The sequence below is a fragment of the Nostoc sp. CALU 546 genome, from assembly GCF_048836525.1.
Genome location: NZ_JAWJTF010000038.1, coordinates 19,348 through 38,853, shown reverse-complemented (window position 1 = coordinate 38,853; position 19,506 = coordinate 19,348). Strand labels below are relative to the sequence as shown.

The following is a 19,506-nucleotide window of genomic DNA, read 5'->3' as shown; positions in this document are numbered from 1 at the left end:
TAATGATTAAGAGGATTTTTGAAGCAACTCCCTGATGAGAGTGGATTTGGGGGTAGTTTGAGTAGAGAATGATGTCAGGTGGTGGTGCATCGATGAGTGAGACAGAAGTAAAAATAAGCTCCGAGCGGATAGACGATATTCCATTAATAGTTGAATGGCTTGCTCAGATAGAGATAGCCAAACATATCGACCAAAAACTGAAGAAGCCGCACGGAAACCACCAAGGAATGAGCTACGGGCAGTTGAGTGTATTATTACTAACGTATATAATCACTCAATCAGACCATCGGTTATGTGCAGTCGAAGAATGGGTAGAAACACATCGAAAGATTTTGGAATTGACAACGGGGTGGTCGATAGGAAACAAAGATGTCAGTGATGACAGATTGGGAAGGGTAGTAGAAGAATTAGGCAAGCAATCACTTGCTAGACAAGAAATAGAAATTAAATTAGGAAGGCAGATAATTAGAGCATACGAATTACCGACAAAAATTGCACGCACAGACACAACAAGCTTCAGTGTAAATCATGAAAACACAAGTCATCTAGAAGACAATCTATTGCGTCATGGCTACTCCAAAGATAAACGCCCAGACTTATTGCAATATCGTCAGTTACTAGCAACGCTCGACCCGATGGGAATGCCGTTAGTCAGCGCCACTCTTGAAGGCAATGGAGCCGATGACCCTTTATATTTTCCCACCTGGCAAAAGATACAAAAAGTAATTGGGCACAAACATTTTGTCTTCATCGCTGACTGTAAGGCTGGTTCGATCTCAACCCGTGCCAACATCGCATTAAATGGAGGATTTTACTGTGTTCCCTTGCCAATGAGCGGACAAAACCCCCAATTGCTCAAACAATGGGTAAAACAATCATCAACAGAAATCATCGATATTCGTTTACCCCAACAAGAAGAACAAGAAACTGCTGTTGGTAAAGGTTTTGAGGTTGAGTTGGGTAAGTTTTGGTTAAATCCAGAAACAAATAAATGGGTTCGTTGGCACGAACGCTATTTGGTAGTTTATTCCCACAAGCTTGCTCTAGGAGCGATTGATAGTCAAAACAAACGCATCAATCAAGCTCAACTTGCCTTGGAGAAATTAGCCAATAAACCAGGAACCGAGCTAGATGTGCTTACTTATAAGGTTGAGAATATCCTCAAACGCCATCGCGTTACTGATTTTTTCTCAACTACGATTACAGAACAAACACGAACAGAAACTCGCCATCAAAGACGAGGACGACCCTCGAAAAATACTCTACAACAACAGGTTACTTCGACACGGCTTCAACTCCAAATTGAGAAAATTGATAGTGCAATTGTTGAAGCAGAAATTTTGGCTGGTTGGCGATTGTACGTAACTAATGCACCTACCGAACAGCTAACTTTATCTGAGTCGGTAATGTATTACCGAGACGAATGGCTTCTTGAACGCGGTTTTCATCGCTTTAAAAGGGGTTCTTTGCCTGCTTTACCGATTTACTTCCAGAATCAAAACCGAATCACTGGCTTGATGTTTTTATTAAACATTGCTTTGCGCGTTTTTACCCTTATGGAGTTTGTTGTCAGGCAGGCACTTCAACAAGCTGAAGATTCTTTGCAAGGTCTTTATGATGGCAATCCCAAACGAAAAACTCCTCGTCCTTCTGCCGAACAAATGCTTAAGGCTTTTTGTCACCTAACTCTTTACTTCCTCCCTGATTCTACGGTCTTCATTACCCCTATTAACCAGCTTCAAAAACAGATTCTTTTATTGATGAAAATCCCTGAATCCATTTATGAGCTTGAACTTAAGCCCTGTAAGACATAATTCTCACTCACAAGGTCAAAATGAGCGAACGTCCAGTCAATAGGCTTGGTCGGATCGAAAGAGGAATCATTTACAATGCCCAGATACAGGATGCGATCTTTCACGCGACTCTCTAAAAGCGGAAGGATGTTGTCTTCAGCGCTAATAGTCAGGGACTCTTTTCCCGTCTGCTGCACCCTGACCCTACCCACGGATTTAAAGGAGATGGATGAAAATCCAGCAACTTCTCTGGATTCAGTTTTGACGATCCCAGAGCCTCTAAGCGCACCGAAGTTAAAAGAGCAGCCTGCAAACATACTCAAAGCTGCCAAGCACGCAGCTAAACTGTATAGCTTTGATCTCATTATTTTGCCTCCCTTGCTTCAAACTGAAATTTAAATAACTGAGCGCGATTCTCTTTTCCTGGGGAACGCTCCGCGAAGAGAGAGGCTACGTCAACGTCCGCACAATTTTCAATTTGGATAACTGAATAAAGTGACCTATGATAAAGCTTCCTTACCCTCTATTTTTGTTTTTCCTTGGTTTTGGATTAAGTACTGCTTCCGCCGCATAGATGCCAGCCAAGATACCCAAGATATTTCCTATCCAAGTGCGCCAATCAGAACTGTAACCCACATAGATCATGAATTTGCCAGATAAAATAGCGAAGATGATCAGTCCAGAAAATGCCGAAACTAAGACATATGTGATCAGGAAAAAGAAAATTGCTTTGAAACATGTGATCAGGAAAAAGAAAATTGCTTTGAAATATTTCATAAGTACCGATGCAGAATTTGCCTCCCTTGGTTCAAGCCGTCTTAAATGCCCATCCATCCATCTATCAAGTGGTAAACCAATGGCCAAGCCACCGATTAAGAGGAAAACTATCCCCGTCCATCCGATATGAAAAACGTAAGCGGCGAACACAACACCAAGGATTGCACCCGTTATCATGGCGACGATCGTGAGGGGCAATACCCACCAGAAATTTGCTGTGGCCTGGGATATTTCCCGACATTCAGGACATCGGTAATTTCCCCACGGCGCAGACCAATATCGCCGCCACGTAATGGGAAAAGCCGTTTGGCAATGGGGGCAAACTAACTGTCCCGCAAAGGTGGTTTTTGGGTGGTGAGGATTTTGATGAGCTTTGCGTAGACTCATGATTGTTCTCCTACAGGTTGTTGAGATCGCGGCTCGATTGGGAATGCCAACCAACACCAAAAGTACAGAAAAATAAATCCAGGGATGACGATCGCTAAAATAACGGTCACAATCCGAACACCCAGGATTGGTAAATTCCATAGCTGAGAAAGGGCATAACACACGCCTGCGAAAACTTTACGACGACTGCGATGAAATACAGTCCTTGGCATGACGGGAGTATTGGCATTCGATCGCTTGACCTTGAGAATCAAAGAAATCAGGAGTCCGATCGCACCCAAAATAGCTGATGGAATCGCAAAAATCGCCAGCCAGTGAGCCATGAACATCCCCGAAATGACTCCTCCAAGCCAAGATGAGGACGGACAAATAAAGCAAACTGCTTCCGCTGAACAACCAAAGCGTTCAGCTAAACCCATCCCCCCCCAAGTGACCAGGAATGGAAAAATTCCGTAGAGGATACACACGCCCAACAAAACTAAATGTCCACGGGTGGTCAGCGATCGTGTTATGGCGATCGCTGCAAGTGCTGGTCCAACAAGGAACAGGATTGAAATCAAAGGCAAGTAAATCATGGATTTTCTTAAACTTAAATAAGGTCAAATGTAGGATGAACATTCATGTCAACCTACTCACTCAGTAGCTATTTGAGGTTTTTCTTTACCAAATTTCCACAACAAGACGACACCCAAGCTGAAGAGATTGACTAAGAAAATTACTAACCCTCCGAAAAATGGAATTAGTGTCAGAACTGTCAGGATCGCTAAACCTACCAAAAACTGCTGCTGTAATGACCAATTGCCATTACTAAATAGGCGTTGACCGACAAAAAGTGCCACGGCTAATGACCCTACTAGAGAAGTAGCGATCGCACTCAGACTTAGCAGTGGAATCAGGGGAATACCAATAAGCGTAATCGCCAGAAACACACTGACAAAGATAATGGCGACCATCGCCCCCATTCCCCATAGAACAGCCGAAGTGGGGTGCTGACGCAATTTTGTAGCCAAATTCGGTAGGAACTGTGGATTGGTATGCAAAATAATCAGTCCGAGAATAGCTGCTACTACGGCGGCACTAATTCTAAAAATGGGACTGAGAGAAATAGTGAAGAAGAAGCTACCTGTACTTCTATTGGAACCAGAAATTATGCCATGTCTATCGCTAAATGTGGCGCGTTCGCCAACAATGATCGCACCTGGTTCCTGTACGATTTTGCCGCCAAAGGAGTAAGCATCACCATCTACCCGCACTCCTTTTTTCAGTATGACATCCCCGCCAAAAGCGATCGCAGTATCCAAAACTCTGGCATTAGGCAATACGGTAACACTCCCCCCGAAAGCCAAAGCGTTTTCGACAACTTGATTCTCTGGTACGGTTACGCTTCCACCAAAGCGAATCAGGTTGGTGTTATTGATATTGATATCAGTCTGCGCCAGGGCATTGCCTGCAAATATTAAGCTTATGGTGGCTATAAAAACCAGAATTAATTGTTGCCATTTCATAGATTTTATCCTCGTGAACAATAAGAACATCGACTATCTCTCATGACATTGAAAAAAATATAGTAAGAGCAAAAACCAGCAGAAAGAATTTTGATGGTGTTTTCTGGTTTGGTGTTATCCATAATTATTGTTAAATGAAGTTATTTTTCGTATTTTGAAAGTATTGCTTAATACAGAAGGGATTTCTTCCGACTATATGCTATTCCTAAAATGAGAGATACTATTAGCTCGATGGAAAAAACAACAATTACTTTCCAATTCAAGTTTAGCTGCATGGCTCCATTATTACCTATATATAAAGCTAACCCAATACATCCATTAAACCAGGCGTGACTTAATACACAGAAAAATAAGTTATTTGTGTATTTATACAGAGTTGTAAAACTAGAAGTTAAAATTATTCCTGAAAATAAATATAATCCAAATGGAAATGAACTTTGAATTGTCCCTTTTATAAACCATAACGGCAAATGCCATATACTCCATATAGTTCCCACCATAAGGATAGAAGGCAAATAATTAACTACCTTTTCTAATTTAGGCTGCAAAATTCCACGCCAACCTAATTCCTCTAATCCACCTAAAAGAATAAGGAGTGGTAGATTAATAATTACAGAAAGAATTGATATAGGCTTATTGATTCCAAAGCCAATCCAAACCATAAATAAACGCCAAATTAAAAATAATCCAAATATCAGCCACACTTTTTTATCTGTTTTTTTTACCAAAGACAAACTTCACAAAAGATTTTTCACCAAAATCTTCCTTGAACTGTCGATAAATAATATAAGAACTAATTGCTGGCCCCAAAACACCAATTAAGTACGGTATCCAAAATAAAGGCTCACCATACCAAAGAGCATTAAAATATCTGTTCCCAATGATGATAATTAGCCAGCACAACCATGTGATGGCAAAAGTGTAAAGTAGAAAAAGTCCAATTTGCTTTAGCGTTAGCGAAGCTCGCTGAAGGCATCGCTTCTTTTGTTTCATATTTTTATCGCTCCTTCACTTTTTGAAAAATCTTTCTCTATGTAATGGCCGCCAAGTTTTTTGGTTGTTGTTATGTTCATCAGATAACCGCCCAAGCCTGTTATCCATAGCACAATAGGATAAACAAGCCATCTTTCTGTTCCACCCAGACCAATAAAAGGAACAATAATATTAGGGGCAAACACAACAGCACACCACGTTATTAATGAAATAGCTCCAAAGACAATTCCGATAAACTTAAACGGAGCAGAAACAATTTTAAAGGACATAATAGCTGATACTCCACCCGATATAAAAGTGAGCAAAGAGAATATTCCGTGATACGGGACTTTATCGCCAGAAAAGAATCCAATACCCACTAGACCTAACCCAAATAGACTAAGTGGAATACTGAAAAGCAGTTTTTTGAAATATCTATGCTGATAAAATGTTGCCATCAAAGCCATTAAGCCAGATAACAGCATGGTGATATTAAAAATACTAGCGGATGGTTGATAGATTAAGCTGTTAGGTGGTTTTGTTGCACCAAGATCGCTGATTTCGCTGCGAAAAGTTGTGTAGCCAGATGGATATAGCACTTCGGCAGTGATGATGCCCATTAAGGCAAATGAACCAGCAAGAAAGAGTAATAAACCAGAAAGTTTTAATTTATTCATGACAGATTGTTTCACTTGATTTTTTGAGCAGGCGTATCGCGTTCGCGTTCCCGCGACACTAATCCCGTAACTTTTCCTTGAGTGTTTTTGACGAATTTAATTTCCAATTCAACCGCTTTCAGAAAAAACTCCGTTTCTGATTCGGCGAACAACTCAAAGTTCGGCTGTCCAGTCGCTTGACTCATTAATTTCCCGTTTTCGTTTGTGATAGTGAGAATAAAGTTTGGGGCAATTTGATATTGTCCGGCGTAAATGTCGTATATTTTGGGTTCAACCGAAACGATAACTTTTGCTTTCGGAAGATAATCGAACCAACCATATTCTTTGGCAATACTTCGCATTATTTCTTCCGTAAAATTAGTGCCGTTTACAGAATTCGTCATCACAACTGCACCTTGTCCACTATCGGTATAGGCAACCATCAAACATCTGTAACCTTCGTTCCCGCCGCCGTGAGCGAAACGGGCGGATTTATTTTTCCCTCGCAGTTCGAGTCCAAGTCCCCATCCTCCGATTTGCGGTGTGAGCATTTCATTAACCATTTCGATAGATAAAACTCTGTTTGACTTTCCGCTTTTGGACTTTTGAATTTCAATTGCAAAACGAGCAAGGTCGGAAGGCGTTGTCCAAAGTCCAGCCGCCGCCATTTCAGGATAAGTATGCCAATTGCCTTTCATTTTTGCTCCATTGGATTTGTGACCGGCGGCGGCTGAAGCCCAAAGTTCTTTCGGAAGCGCCTGCTGATACGTGCTGCGGGTCATATTAAGTTTTTTAAGAACCTCTTCCTGCATAAAGGAGCGAAACGGCTTTTTGGTTACATCTTCCGCCAGTTTTTGCACAACGACATAGCCGCCTCCGGCGTATCTAAAATCTTTGTTCGGTGTGCCATCAACCCTTATCGGAATTGAATTAGCTGGCGTTACTCCGTCTAAAATTTGCAGAATTGTCGGAATTTCTTCATCCACCGCGTAACCGCGAAAGCCCGAAACCATCAGACTGGCACTGTGACTTAACAAGCCGCGCAAAGTTACCTTTTGCTCTTTCGTAAAATTGTTTTCGAGAACTTTCCACGAAACAAGTTTTTCATTCACATCTTCGTCAAGATTCAATTTATTCTCTTGGACGAGTCGTAACATTGCCATTGCTACTATCGGCTTACTAATTGATGCTGCTTGAAAAAGCGTTTCGGGAGTTATAGATTTATTCCCGCCTGTTTCTTGAACTCCGTAACCATTTGCCCATTCAATCTTTCCGTTATTAATGACGACAACACTGACACCGGGATTTTTATAAAATCGCATTCGGTCAACGAGCTTCATAGCCACACTTGGCTCACCCTTGATAATAAATGGCAGAAGCAACCCGTTCTCGACGCGCCGAATTCTTTCGTCTATCCTTGCACTTTGGGTTGATGTATAAATTCGCTTTTTAGCTAATCCGGTTGGCGAAAATATACTGGCAATACCCAGGCTGAAAGCTGTGCATAAAAATAGGAGAATAAATACTGGTATTCTTATTTTCATAAGTTCAAATTACGGAGTTTTATTAAAACATCAAGAGTTTAACTTTGAATTCTATTGAAACCCTTTCCATCTAATTTTGTAAATTCATACAATCATTTCCGCAGAAACCAATCAACAGGTCGGCGTAGTGAAACTGGCGACGGATAACTCTTCAAATAACCCGATCGCAAGATAAATTGAATATTTTCGCTAATCCCAATTGATTGATTCAGAGTTTGTCTCGTTGAGGCTTCTTCCAATATCTGAGTCATCGGATGAATCGCAATACTCTTTTCCCGCACTTTCAGGAAAAGTCTTTGCATTCTTCTGCCAGTTTCCAGCAGTGTCGCCACCGAATTGTCTTTACTGGTAATGAGAATCCAACCTGCCGATTCCGACACTTCCTGTTTAATTTTATCAAGCCCTGTCTCTTTGAAATCCTTTTTCATCACATTATCTTTGCTGTAAAAGTTCCGCACCACCCAGCCAGAAAATCCTTCTATTTCCATGCTTGCCGTTGTCAGCCCGTCACGATATTTCTCAGCATCCTTAGTGGAGAATCTGATCCAGTCGGCTAACTCTTGCTGCGCTGGGTTGCGATCGCATTGAAGGCGGTTAGCAACGATAGTTTGTTCGTTTATAAATTGACTTTCTTTACTGGTGACAGGTAGATAATGAATAAATTCCGATTCTGAATTGAGAAGATATTTGATATCTTCTGGTTTCAGCACATTACTTAAAAAATCGGAACGAACAGTGCGGCGATTTTTTATTTTTGCGATATCAAAAGCATTTTTTAACTCTTTTTTTTTCAATTTTACTTCCATCACCCGTTCGTCCTGATTAGTCTTAGCTAGCAAATTCCAATGGCAGCCGTAGCCAAAAGAACTAGCGGCATATTCAATATTTTGAATAAAAGTACCGATTGATAAAATCGTTTCTCTCTGAGTTGGGTCAACGGCAGGTAGCCATTTACTTTTATCGTTGCAGATAATCCAGTGATAAGGTTCGAGATATTGAACAAACCACGGCTGTGTATTGTGTCCACTCGGCGCGAGGGAGGCGAGAAACAGAATTTCTTTTTCATCCGGTTTGAGAGTTTCTTTGTTATCGTTTGCTGGTTTTATATCCGTCCTTAAAAGATTCCTTTTATCACTCAACAAATAAGATGTTGTCACAGTTGCAATTATTGTTCCTCCTACAATACTGATAAAATTTTTCCTGTTCATAACGCTCGTAATTGAGGGTAAAGAGCAACTAATTTGAATTATGAAAAATTTAAGAAGAATTCAGAAGTCAGAATTCAGGAGTCAGAATCAAGACGCGACACTCGTTCGCCTTTGGGGTCTCCCCTTGGGAGAAGACTCGCTATCAGTGGGGGATTCAGATCCGCCAGTCGCACAAAATTCATTCTGTTAGCGGTAGCGGGGCGTTTAGCCCATTCTGGCTCCTGACTCCTGAATTCTGTTTCGATAAATCCCGCACTGTGGTTTTTAACCTATTTCAAAGTTCAGTCAAAATCAAGTCTTCTAGTTTGAATATGCTCGTGGTGTTGCGGCACTGTCAGCATTGCTTCAATGTGAGGATTTGCCCATTCTGCCGCTATTTTCAGAAAATCAGGATCGTCATTGACACAATCGAGTCGTGTATAAGTCACCGTTGGATATTGACGCTGCAAAGATTGAATCGCATCTTCGACATCGAGAATAGTTTCATAATTATCTGTCACCCAGCCGATGGGTTTAAATAGAATAGTTTGGGCACCTGCTGTAATCAAGCTTTTCGCGGCTTGTTTCAGATCGGGTTGTGACCAATTAATGAAAGGTGTGTCATGATTCACCCAACCGATGGAAACTAGGGGATATTGATGCTGTAACTGTGCTTGGACGCGATCGTAAAGAGCTTGTCCATCAATCACCCCGGTTAACAGTCCTTGCGCTTTTTCTGGGCCACCGTGAACCGTTAATACAATGCCAATCTGAGACTCAAAAAAGCGGCCAACAAATAGCTGATTCAGAGTTTCCTTAATCCGACGCACCATCAAATCAATGTAGGCAGGCTCAGTAGCAAAGGCTGGAATATATCGAATTGCTTTGAATGGGGAATGTTGAGGCTCATTTACGGATGCACTTGCAGCAATAACTTCATTGACTTGCTCGACAGCTATTTTGCCCGTGAATGCAGAATCGACTACAAGCATTGGATAAATCAGCAAATTCTGAAACCCTTGCTCAATGATATCTGCTACAACTTCTTGCACAAAGGGCTTACAGAAATAAAATCCTTTGAACACTTGCACCCGATTTCCCCATTGGTGTTGTAACTGTTTCTCGATACCAAGACGTTGTTTTTCAAAAATCTCATTTTCGGGCGATATGAAATGATCGTGCTTTACCCCAAAATTGTACAAATCTTGAAGCGCAAGAAACCAACCAGCAAGAGGATATAGCCATTCTGGAATCGGCACAAACTGAGATGCAATATACTTAGTTGCAGCTTGGTTGTAAACACTCAGAGCGCGGTAAGATTGCACTTCACCATACCCTGCAAGCAAAACTGCCACGCGTTCGCTATTTTGGTTTTCGACGGGTTGGGTCGATTGAGATTGATGACTAATAATCATTGTTTTAAGCCTGAGTAGGTTGTTTTTTAGAAGTACGTTGTAAATGAAGCCACATAGAAATTCCAGTAAAAAGGAATACGAGCAAACTGAGAGCAGTTAGGAAGGGATAAATGATTTCTAGATTAATTATTCCAAAGTCTCCCTTGTGCCAATGTAATAACCATTTGAACGCATCTTTGTTGCCTGCCAAATCAACAATTTGATAAACTGTTCCTGTAATGGTTGTTATCAATAGAGGTAACAACACAATTGGCGCAAGTATGAGATGAAGATGGCGAATATCTTGAAAATAGTGGCTGTTATTTTTGGCGGTTGTCATAAAATAATTCCCTTGATGTGCGGGTTGATGAAAAATGAGTTTAGGTTAAAAAAATTACCAGGAATGAAGCGCCCGCAACTGTGGCGTTTTTTTCAATTGATGGGCTTCCATGCGTGTGAGAACATCATCTAGAATGGCGATCGCTTCGGCAATAAACGGCCCTTTATTTAACATCACACACTCAGCCCGTTCAGCCATTGCAGCATCCGTCATCTCTCCCCGCGAAGGTGTGCCATCTTTTACCAAACTCTCTAGTACTTGAGTTGCCCAAATAACAGGAACATGAGCAGCTTCGCAAATCCAGAGAATTTCTTCTTGGATCTCTGTTAAACGCTGGTACCCAATTTCAACTGCTAAATCGCCTCTGGCAATCATCACACCAAATGATTGCTTACCTGCGGCATAAACGATTAATTCTGGCAAATTAGAAACTGCGATCGCGGTTTCAATTTTTGCCACGATCGCCGGTCGGGTTAGCCGTTCCTCAGAGCGCTTGTCCAATTCTTGTTGGAGTAACTCAATATCGGCAGATCGTTGTACAAAAGAGTAGCCGATAATATCTGCGTGGATGGCAACAAAATCCAAGTCGGATAAATCTTTTTCAGTCAGTGGACTAAGAGGTAACACTGTATTTGGGAAATTCAACCCCTTTTCAGGTTTGAGTTTAACTCCTTTGGGGCTTGCATGAGTCACTTGTAGTAAAAGTCCCGGTTGTCCATTGGCTACTGAGTACTGGGTATCAACTACGCGAGTCCGAATCTTGCCATCGTCTATATATACAGGGGTGTCAACAGTTAATAAATCGAGAATTTCAGGAACCGTACAGCAAGTTTGGAAATAGTCTACAGGTAATGCACCTGCTTCACTTCCGAGTTCCGGCTCACACCGCGACAGCAGGATATGATCTCCTTTAAATACCCGTTTTTTATGAAGTGGTGCAAGTACCGCTCCCGTGCGTATTTTCACACCAGCTAAGTCCATCATGACTTTACAAGGCGTTCCTGTTTCCTGTTCCCCTCGACGGATATGATCGATCATGCTCTCCCAAGCTTCAGTCGTATCGTGAGCGCAGTTAATTCGCACACAATTTGCCCCGCGTTGCATAATTTCTCGCACTATCTCATAGTCAGTGGCGGCCTCGGTGGGTAGTGTTACCATAATCCTGACCCGACGCTGAGATGGAGACTGACCAAACAATTCTTCGGTATGCTGTTGTAGTAAGCGATCGCCTTCAAAAAAGAACTCGATGGGTGGACGGTTGAGGTGCTGGGTAGACTCAGAGCCACAAATGAGTTCCAAGGTGGCAATGACAGCATCAAGATTGGGCATCACCCGTGCTTCAATCCTTCCTAATGAGGATAAGCCCCAAGGCATTAGTGCAGCTTGTAGGGAGCGGAGATCATGCCGACGTAAAGCTAGATATTCAGCTAAATTTAAGGCACTAGAAAGAAACTCAGTCCGCTGAATGTGCAATTTCCACTGGTTAAAGGTGGCTTGTCCTTCGCTTTCAACAGTCTGGCGAAGTTCTTGCAGAGTCGATAGTAAATTCTGTGGACTTGATAGATTCAGAAGTGTGCCAAACGGCTGAATTTCTTGACCATGCTGATTGCTTTCTGTCTTAGCATTCGGGTTTGAAGTTTTAAGCTGCATTAAAGTTTTTTCCTATTATTTTTTGGTTCAAAGCTTTAGACAACTATCGACAGAATGATTTTGTTTAGCATCTGCTTCTCTACTGTAAAGCGCGGCGCTGTCCTGAATGCAGAGTTAGCATCCAAACTCCATCGAACAAAAGATTGATGCCAATGAAAGTGCCAATCAGCCAAGCTGCGTTAAATGGAAAGTTAGACCAAATGAAAATACCGAAAATAATGCCGATGATTCCGCTTACAAGCATTAATCCCCAGTTAGATGAAATCCGGCGCATTTGAAATGCCATTGACACTTGAATCACACCTTGCACAAAAATGGTAATACCCAATACCAATGTCAGGGCAAGCACTCCTTCAAACGGATTTGTAACTACTAAAATTCCAGATAGGAGATACAAAAGACCTAGAATCAGCTTCCCGATAACTTTACCTGCACTTCTTGATTGAAAGGCATAAACAATTTGAGTAATTCCAGCAAAGATGAATATCCAGCCAAACAGTAAGGTTGAAGCAACGCTGGCAAAGAAAGGAAATGCGATCGCTATTATGCCCAACACAATCATGAGAATAGCGATCGCGGTTGTCCACCCAGAACTAACAACTTGCTCATCAACTTCAGACTCAATAACTCTCATGTTCATCTCCTTTTAAATTTATATAAAGAATTTGATGGATCAATGTTGTACAAATTGTGGTATCGATTTAGGATTTGTGATATCAATCGAGCCTTGGCTTAACCCAACCAGTTGAGCAACTCGAAAAGCAGAAGTTATAGCTCCTTCATGCAACCCATCACCAAGGTAGGCTCCCGCATGGTAGGTGTTGTTCTCGCCATTAGTGGCAACTACTTCATCTCGGTATTGAAAAGATTCAGTGGTATATAACGGAGTGTGATGTTTTTGAATGTGAATAATGCGATCGCTAGCAATCAACTCCTCTAGTTGGAACGAGAGAAAATAATTTGGTGGCGATGAGATGTTACAAATTTGATTCAGGCAACTGTTATAACCCCATCGGCTTTTTGCCTGAAAGAAATCAAATTCTGAGGGTTGTTTAATGCCATAGCGGTTGTATATGGAACTATCTGTATGAAGTAAAGTAGTCGCATAATTGGCTTTCCAGGCAGAAAACCGTTTGATTTCGGTATCGGTTGGATCTGCTAACAACGCCATTACTTGGTCGGGTGGCGTAGCAAACACGACTTTATCAAACTCCTGAATTTCACCTGTTGATCGCACAATTTTCACAGCATCCGAGGTTCTAAAAATCCGGTCAATATCTGCATTCAGCAAAACCTCACCCTGGAATCGCGCCAGAATTTTTTCAATGTAAGAATACACACCGCCTTTAACCCTGAGCCAATGGACTGCGACATCGTTGCGTAAGACAGGCATTGCCAATTCTGCCGGAAAATCATCAATCAGTTCCAACGGCATTGAATAGCGATACATAATTAGCAATTTTAGCCAAGTATTATGAATACAGGGCTGTTTCAAGTATTGCGACAAAGGCTGATTATAAAAATCTTGCAGGTTGACTCTTGATAGAAAGTGGCTGCCATTTTTGAAAAACATCGCTGAACCCATATTTACAGGTTCTAGTTCCACCCCTAACTCTTCCATGAGGGCGATGAAGTTGTGAAACACAGTCGGAAATTCGAGTACTCCGTTTTCCAAAATTTCCTGACAATCGGCTTGATTCGGTTGAACGTTCTTGTTCAGTGTCCGAATATGTCCACCTAAAGTAGGTTGCCGCTCAAACACAGTGACATGATGCCCTTGTTTATCGAGCAGGTAAGCTGTCACCATGCCACTGGCTCCCCCCCCAACGATAGCAATTCTCATGATTTAGCGATTGCGAAGCGTCCGCCTTGCAGAATCGCTGCAACCAAATCTTTGAGCCGATCTTCGCGGCGGGCGGTCAGCATCAGTTTGGCTCCACTAGCAGCAAGTCGCTTCGCAGTCGCCTCACCTAAACCACTGCTGGCTCCGGTGATGATGACCACTTTGTTTTGAATAAGAGACATATTGATTAATCTGGGTTATGAAATATTGAGTGCTGTTTTAAACTCAGCATTATGCAACCATATCAACTAGCTTGTAGCTGGATCAACGTTTTTGTCCCGGCAGCGTCACTAATCCGAACGGCTATCATCACACCGTTTGAGTTCTGTCCCGTTAAAACTTCAGTTGGTGAATCGATTGTGTGAGCATAAGTCACTTCATCTCTACCTACTTCAATTACCAAATCATCTCCCTTGCCGGGGCGATCATAAACCATTGCCATCAAAGGTGCGTTATTAATCAGTTCTGCATTATCGAGTTCTGAATCGATAATTTCGATTGAAATATACCGTCCACGATTACCACTTGAAAACAGATCAAAAAATTCACCCCATCGCTCACGCGGCACAGATTTTTTGATGTCAATTTTACTTACCATGATGATTCCTTTAAATATCTTCAGAAATTAAATATGCGTTATCCAGAACCGAATGGCACTAAGAAAACCGGAAACGGTTATCAATTAAGCGCTTTGCAACTGCTTACGTAATTCATGCCGGGCTTTGGTCATTAAGGGGTAAGCTTTCGGGCGGCGTTTACGAACCCGTGCTTCACTTCTACCGGGGCGATCGCTATAATTGCATTGATGAATCGGATCTAAGTTGCTATTTCACACACCTTGCAATCCGACCATTTTCTATTCTCTCTGCTTAGAGTGATAGAGCGCTAACCCTAATTAAACAACCACAAAATTGTTGTTGGTTAGTGACAATCCAGTTGATAGTTGAGCAAATTGTACCTGAGCAAACCCAGTGTCACTGCCATCTTGGTCAAAGTACAGCCCACCTGTAGAATTATCATAAATGAATCGTTGAGCGATCGCAGTTGCAGATGTGCCGATGGTAAACTTATCAGATGAGAGTGAACCTATTGATAACCCACCACCAAAAGCAAAATTATCTACCCGAATCAGTTCATTAGTAGTGTCAAAGTCATAAACTCTATCAATGCCTTCATTTAAACTATTGAAAGTAAAGGTATCAGTACCAGATTCTCCAATTAGGCTATCATTACCGTTGCCACCTATGAGGGTATCATTGCCACCACCACCGTTGAGAGTATCATCCCCATTGCCCCCCACAATCAAGTCATCGTAAAATGTACCGATGATATATAATCGCTCGATATTCTTGTAGATAACCCCATTTGTCCCTGCCGTAATTGATCCTTCGTTAGTGGTAGTATTGAAAGTTGAAGTAATTCCCTCGCTACCATCCCTGTCATGGACGATCAACAAATCGTCACCTTTGCCCCCATCTATCGTATCATTGCCACTAATAGCCTCACCCGAAGGTGCATACCCGCGACTGTAAGTATAGTTTCCTATTATGCTATCGTTGCCATTGCTCCCCACAATATTGTCATCGTATTCTGTACTTGAAATATTTAATCGTTCAATATTCTTGTAGCTAACTCGATCCCCGCCCACAGTAATTAAGCCAGTATTAGTGGTAGCATCGAAAGTTGAAGTGATTGCCTGGTAACTACTGACGCCATAGGACAACAAATCGTCACCAGCGCCCCCATCTATCGTATCATTCCCGCCATTGAACGTAGAGATCCTATCGTTGCCATTGCTCCCCACAATATTGTCATCGTACCTTGTACCTGAGATATATAATCGCTCGATATCCTTGTAGTTAATCAGTCTCGTGCCTGCGGTAATTGTTCCAATATTAGTAGTAGTATCGAAAGTTGAAGTAATTCCCTGACCATCATTATCGTAGGTAGAAAAGCTCAACAAATCGTCACCTATTCCCCCATCTACCGTATCATTTCCACTCAGACCCGGAACAAGCGTATCGTTGCCATTGTTCCCCACAATCAAGTCATCGTAGTTTGTACCTATGATTTCTAATCGCTCGATATTCTTGTAGCTAACCCGACTCGTGCCTGCCGTAATTGAGCCAATGTTAGTGGTAGTATCGAAAGAAGAAGTGATTGCTCCGGTAGCACTACCGTAATCGACGCTTAACAAATCGTCACCTATTCCCCCGTCTGTCGAAGAAATTCCCGGGGCATCATAGTTGACATTGACGCTTAACAAATCGTCACCTATTCCCCCACTTAAAGTATCATTGCCACCATAGCCCCCGTTGAGAGTATCATCTCCATTGCCCCCCACAATCAAGTCATCGTAGGATGTACCTGTGATCTCTAATCGTTCGATATTTTTGTAGCTAACCCAGTTCGTGCCTAGCTTAATTGAGCCAATGTTAGTAGTAGGATTAAAAGTCGAAGTGATTCCCCCGGTAACACGGTAGAAAGAATATCTGGTGTCATAGGACAATAAATCGTTACCTTTGCCTCCATCTATCGTAGCATTGCCACTGTAGTTCTTGGAGAACGTATCGTTGCCGTCACCACCATTCAGCAGGTTATTGCCTTTTGAAAAGTTAACAATCAAGTAATCGTCACCAGCGCCGCCGTTAAGGGTGTTGTTACCAGAGGAATAATACTCCGGCTGACCGCCGCGATCAAAAGAGACTGAGGCAGATAGAGTATCGTTACCATCATCCCCAGACAGCAGCTGATCACCTTCTAAAAAATCAAGATTTGAATAACCAATAATCAAGCTATCGTCACCAGTACCACCATTGAGGGAGTCATTTTCGCTACCACCAAAAAGGTTATCATTGCCCGCACCACCCCTCAACAGGTCGTTACCAGTACCACCATTGAGGGAGTCATTACCAGTACCACCCTTAAGTGAGTCATCCCCTTCACCACCGTTGAGGGAGTCATTCCCTTCACCACCAATGAGAGTATCATTGCCCGTACCACCGCGCAGCAGGTCGTTACCACTCAAGCCATTGATTTTGTCATTACCTGCCTGACCATTCACCACATCATTCGAGTTATCGAAACCTGTAATGTTGTTGTTGAGGTCATTGAGGAATGTTACTGTGTTCTTGTTGAACAAGTTAGTTTGAGTGGAGTTGGCATCAAACACATCAAAACTGTCGGTGATGTTGGTTTGTCCATTAAACAGGATATTACCAATCGCAGACCGTGAAGAAATTGCTGGCAGATTATCCAGGTTTTCTAATTTGAAGTTTTGAAGGATGACTTTTGTACTAGCCTCCCCTTCAAAGGCGATTTCCAGATTGCTGCCGTTCTGAGTAAGCAGCAGATTTTTGGCAGTAAAACTAGAGCCTTGGAATTGGATGGTATCCACTTCGGCAATGACTGCCTCTGAGGGAGTTATGCCCTTACCCACGCCACCGAAATCAGTAATAGTATCGGTGTTAGTAAAACTCCCATAGCCTATGACAAATTTATCCTTACCACCGCCACCAGTCAGAAGATCGTTGTCCTGATATGAGAATGTATCGTCATTACCTTTAATCGTATCTGCCTCGTCACTGCCGAATAGAGTATCGTTCCCGCTGATTCCAATGATATTTGCCATGACTTTTTCCTACGTAAATCGATTTTTCGAGTAAATTAATTTCTCAAGTTGCAGTTAGCGCTGTTTGAGCGCCCAAAAATTCGCCAAATGTTGACGTTTCGACGTTATTTCATGTCACTTTAAAGGGTTATGAATAAATGGCACGAAGAAAAGATATAGCCCTTGCTCTGACTTGTTCCCACCTTGGAGGCTGGGAACAAAACGACACAAGCCTTTGGGCTTTTCTTAGTGCCATTCGGTTTGGTTGTCTTTACCAATAATCGAGAGCTTTTGCATATCGAAGCCTTCTTTTTGCAGCTCCAATACAACCCTTTCTGCTTATGGATGGGAGGGGAAATTAGCAACAACCGTATATGTATATGTCATGAATTTCGCTCCTTTATATATGTCAAGCTAATTCATAATTCATAATTAAAAAGGGTTTGTCTCTAATGCTTATAAAAGCAGCCGGAGTCTTGTTTGGGGTCTGAAACAGTCTTTAATTACGAATTACGGATTATTTCTTTGTAGTTACCGCAGCAGCTTCGGCATCTAGTCTGGCGGCGATCGCTTCCAAGGTTGCTTTTTCAGCCTCTTCAATGGTGGCGATCGCTAGGAAGGTCGCCGTAGCTGCATGGTTTTCAGCTTTATCTGCCCGATGTTCGAGTTTCTTTACTTTGCGACCCGTTTTCCATTCCTCAACATGGGACTTCACTTCAGATTCTTTTTCCTCGAATTGAGTTTTGAGCTTTGCTCGATAATCATCGAATTCTTTTTTCTTAGCATCCAGCTTTGTCTTCGCTTCATCAATTTGAGATTCAATCTCAGTTTGAGTTTTTTTCGGCGCAGATTGAATACTTTCTCTCAGCGATTTTACCCGTTCTTCAACCGCTTCTAAATTGTCATGAATATTTTTGGTGAAGTTATCAAGTGCAGTACTCATGATAATTGCTCTAGTATGTTGAATTTCGGAAATCTTGGCTATATTATTATCAAGTTAAGATTGAATCTCAGTTTGAGTTTATTTAGCCGCACGTTTAATGTTTACAAATTTTAACCAACATAACCTCTACCTTTGGAACGTTTTAGTGGAATTCATACAATTCATACACTATATAACCCCTTTTCAATAGCTATTTTCTATTACAATTGATTCTTTTTTACTGCTTTTAGCAAGACTTTCAGTACTAGGTTCAGACAATGATATTGTACTATTATTGCCACCATCTTAAACTACGCTCAGAACGTATTCTAACTGATTTTTTTTCACAAGCGAGTGTAAGTATACTCCTTGAGGAATAGTAATTCAAATCAGGCTTTTTGGTAAATATATACTTATCTATTTCGCAAAAATGCCCCAACTAAAGCTGATAAATTAATGCGTATAGACTCTGGTGAGCGAATGCTACCGTATTTTTGAATTTTTCTATAGTAATTCCTTGATCGTTATCAATAACCAAGATGAAAAGGTGAGATTTTTGTAATCAACCAAATAACCCTATAAATCAAACATCAGTTTGTCATAATTTAAGAGTCCTCTATTTAATAAATCTCTAATTACTAATAAAAATAGAGGAAATCTTGAAGGAAAATGCAAAATGCATAATCAAACATAATTCAATTCTGTTAGCGCAGCGGGGCGTAGTCCATTCTGGTTCACTTCTCCTGTCGGAGACGCTACGCGTAGCTTGCTTCCACGTTCGCGTAGCGTCCCGTAGGGAAGTGGTACGACTACGCTCAGTGACCACCTGACACCTGAATTCTTTCTGATAATTTTCCAAAATCTTCAAATCATATAGACAGTTTTTATACACCTTAATCAATTATTGCATTCTGAAATTAGAGGTA

Annotated in this window: 18 protein-coding genes and 1 pseudogene; 2 read left to right on the top strand and 17 right to left on the bottom strand. The window is 41.7% G+C overall.

Features of this window, described 5'->3' with window-relative positions:
• The first annotated feature begins 71 nt into the window (after window positions 1-71).
• Window positions 72-1,814 carry an IS1634 family transposase gene (locus RRG12_RS19635; RefSeq protein WP_420758750.1) on the top strand — a complete coding sequence of 581 codons (1,743 nt, stop codon included), beginning with the start codon at window positions 72-74 and terminating at the stop codon, window positions 1,812-1,814.
• A gap of 204 nt (window positions 1,815-2,018) precedes the next feature.
• The gene (locus RRG12_RS19630; protein ID WP_420760429.1) at window positions 2,019-2,192 is read left to right on the top strand and encodes a hypothetical protein; all 174 of its coding nucleotides are present in this window, start codon (window positions 2,019-2,021) and stop codon (window positions 2,190-2,192) included.
• A gap of 117 nt (window positions 2,193-2,309) precedes the next feature.
• Here RRG12_RS19630 and RRG12_RS19625 read toward each other — a convergent pair whose 3' ends face one another.
• The 17 genes and pseudogenes from RRG12_RS19625 to RRG12_RS19545 form a co-directional block, all read right to left on the bottom strand.
• The gene (locus RRG12_RS19625; RefSeq protein ID WP_420760428.1) at window positions 2,310-2,957 is read right to left on the bottom strand and encodes a hypothetical protein; all 648 of its coding nucleotides are present in this window, start codon (window positions 2,955-2,957) and stop codon (window positions 2,310-2,312) included.
• A complete protein-coding gene (locus tag RRG12_RS19620; protein ID WP_420760427.1) occupies window positions 2,954-3,532 on the bottom strand; it encodes a PspC domain-containing protein in 579 nt (192 codons plus the stop codon). The genes RRG12_RS19625 and RRG12_RS19620 overlap by 4 nt, the downstream gene beginning before the upstream one ends.
• Window positions 3,533-3,589: 57 nt before the next feature.
• Window positions 3,590-4,462 (bottom strand): hypothetical protein, encoded by an 873-nt coding sequence (locus RRG12_RS19615; RefSeq protein ID WP_420760426.1) that lies wholly within the window; start codon window positions 4,460-4,462, stop codon window positions 3,590-3,592.
• Between the two features lie 167 nt (window positions 4,463-4,629).
• On the bottom strand, window positions 4,630-5,190 hold the full coding sequence (locus RRG12_RS19610) for a type II CAAX prenyl endopeptidase Rce1 family protein (RefSeq protein ID WP_420760425.1): 561 nt from the start codon (window positions 5,188-5,190) through the stop codon (window positions 4,630-4,632).
• Entirely contained in the window at window positions 5,171-5,455 is a 285-nt protein-coding gene (locus RRG12_RS19605) for a hypothetical protein (RefSeq protein WP_420760424.1), read from the bottom strand. Before RRG12_RS19605 ends, RRG12_RS19610 begins: the two co-directional genes overlap by 20 nt.
• The gene (locus tag RRG12_RS19600; RefSeq protein WP_420760423.1) at window positions 5,452-6,111 is read right to left on the bottom strand and encodes a DUF998 domain-containing protein; all 660 of its coding nucleotides are present in this window, start codon (window positions 6,109-6,111) and stop codon (window positions 5,452-5,454) included. The genes RRG12_RS19605 and RRG12_RS19600 overlap by 4 nt, the downstream gene beginning before the upstream one ends.
• An 11-nt stretch (window positions 6,112-6,122) precedes the next feature.
• Complete coding sequence (locus tag RRG12_RS19595; protein WP_420760422.1) at window positions 6,123-7,634, bottom strand: serine hydrolase; 1,512 nt, start codon at window positions 7,632-7,634, stop codon at window positions 6,123-6,125.
• Between the two features lie 92 nt (window positions 7,635-7,726).
• The gene (locus tag RRG12_RS19590) at window positions 7,727-8,842 is read right to left on the bottom strand and encodes an Acg family FMN-binding oxidoreductase (protein ID WP_420760421.1); all 1,116 of its coding nucleotides are present in this window, start codon (window positions 8,840-8,842) and stop codon (window positions 7,727-7,729) included.
• Window positions 8,843-9,123: 281 nt separating this feature from the next.
• Window positions 9,124-10,236: a ferrochelatase gene (locus tag RRG12_RS19585; RefSeq protein ID WP_420760420.1), complete on the bottom strand. Its 1,113-nt coding sequence runs from the start codon at window positions 10,234-10,236 to the stop codon at window positions 9,124-9,126.
• Window positions 10,237-10,240: 4 nt separating this feature from the next.
• Entirely contained in the window at window positions 10,241-10,555 is a 315-nt protein-coding gene (locus RRG12_RS19580) for a hypothetical protein (RefSeq protein ID WP_420760419.1), read from the bottom strand.
• A 54-nt stretch (window positions 10,556-10,609) separates the two neighbouring features.
• Window positions 10,610-12,205: a pyruvate kinase gene (locus tag RRG12_RS19575; protein ID WP_420760418.1), complete on the bottom strand. Its 1,596-nt coding sequence runs from the start codon at window positions 12,203-12,205 to the stop codon at window positions 10,610-10,612.
• 79 nt (window positions 12,206-12,284) lie between these two features.
• Window positions 12,285-12,839: an HdeD family acid-resistance protein gene (locus tag RRG12_RS19570; protein WP_420760417.1), complete on the bottom strand. Its 555-nt coding sequence runs from the start codon at window positions 12,837-12,839 to the stop codon at window positions 12,285-12,287.
• 39 nt (window positions 12,840-12,878) lie between these two features.
• On the bottom strand, window positions 12,879-14,048 hold the full coding sequence (locus RRG12_RS19565; RefSeq protein ID WP_420760416.1) for an FAD-dependent oxidoreductase: 1,170 nt from the start codon (window positions 14,046-14,048) through the stop codon (window positions 12,879-12,881).
• Window positions 14,045-14,230, bottom strand: coding sequence for an SDR family NAD(P)-dependent oxidoreductase (locus RRG12_RS19560; RefSeq protein WP_420760415.1), 186 nt, complete (start codon window positions 14,228-14,230; stop codon window positions 14,045-14,047). The genes RRG12_RS19565 and RRG12_RS19560 overlap by 4 nt, the downstream gene beginning before the upstream one ends.
• A gap of 62 nt (window positions 14,231-14,292) precedes the next feature.
• Window positions 14,293-14,646: a DUF5335 family protein gene (locus tag RRG12_RS19555; RefSeq protein ID WP_420760414.1), complete on the bottom strand. Its 354-nt coding sequence runs from the start codon at window positions 14,644-14,646 to the stop codon at window positions 14,293-14,295.
• A 297-nt stretch (window positions 14,647-14,943) separates the two neighbouring features.
• A pseudogene (locus RRG12_RS19550) lies at window positions 14,944-17,679 on the bottom strand (hypothetical protein); the annotation flags it as partial.
• Window positions 17,680-18,175: 496 nt separating this feature from the next.
• Window positions 18,176-18,601 carry a hypothetical protein gene (locus RRG12_RS19545; RefSeq protein ID WP_420760413.1) on the bottom strand — a complete coding sequence of 142 codons (426 nt, stop codon included), beginning with the start codon at window positions 18,599-18,601 and terminating at the stop codon, window positions 18,176-18,178.
• Window positions 18,602-19,506: the final 905 nt, after the last annotated feature.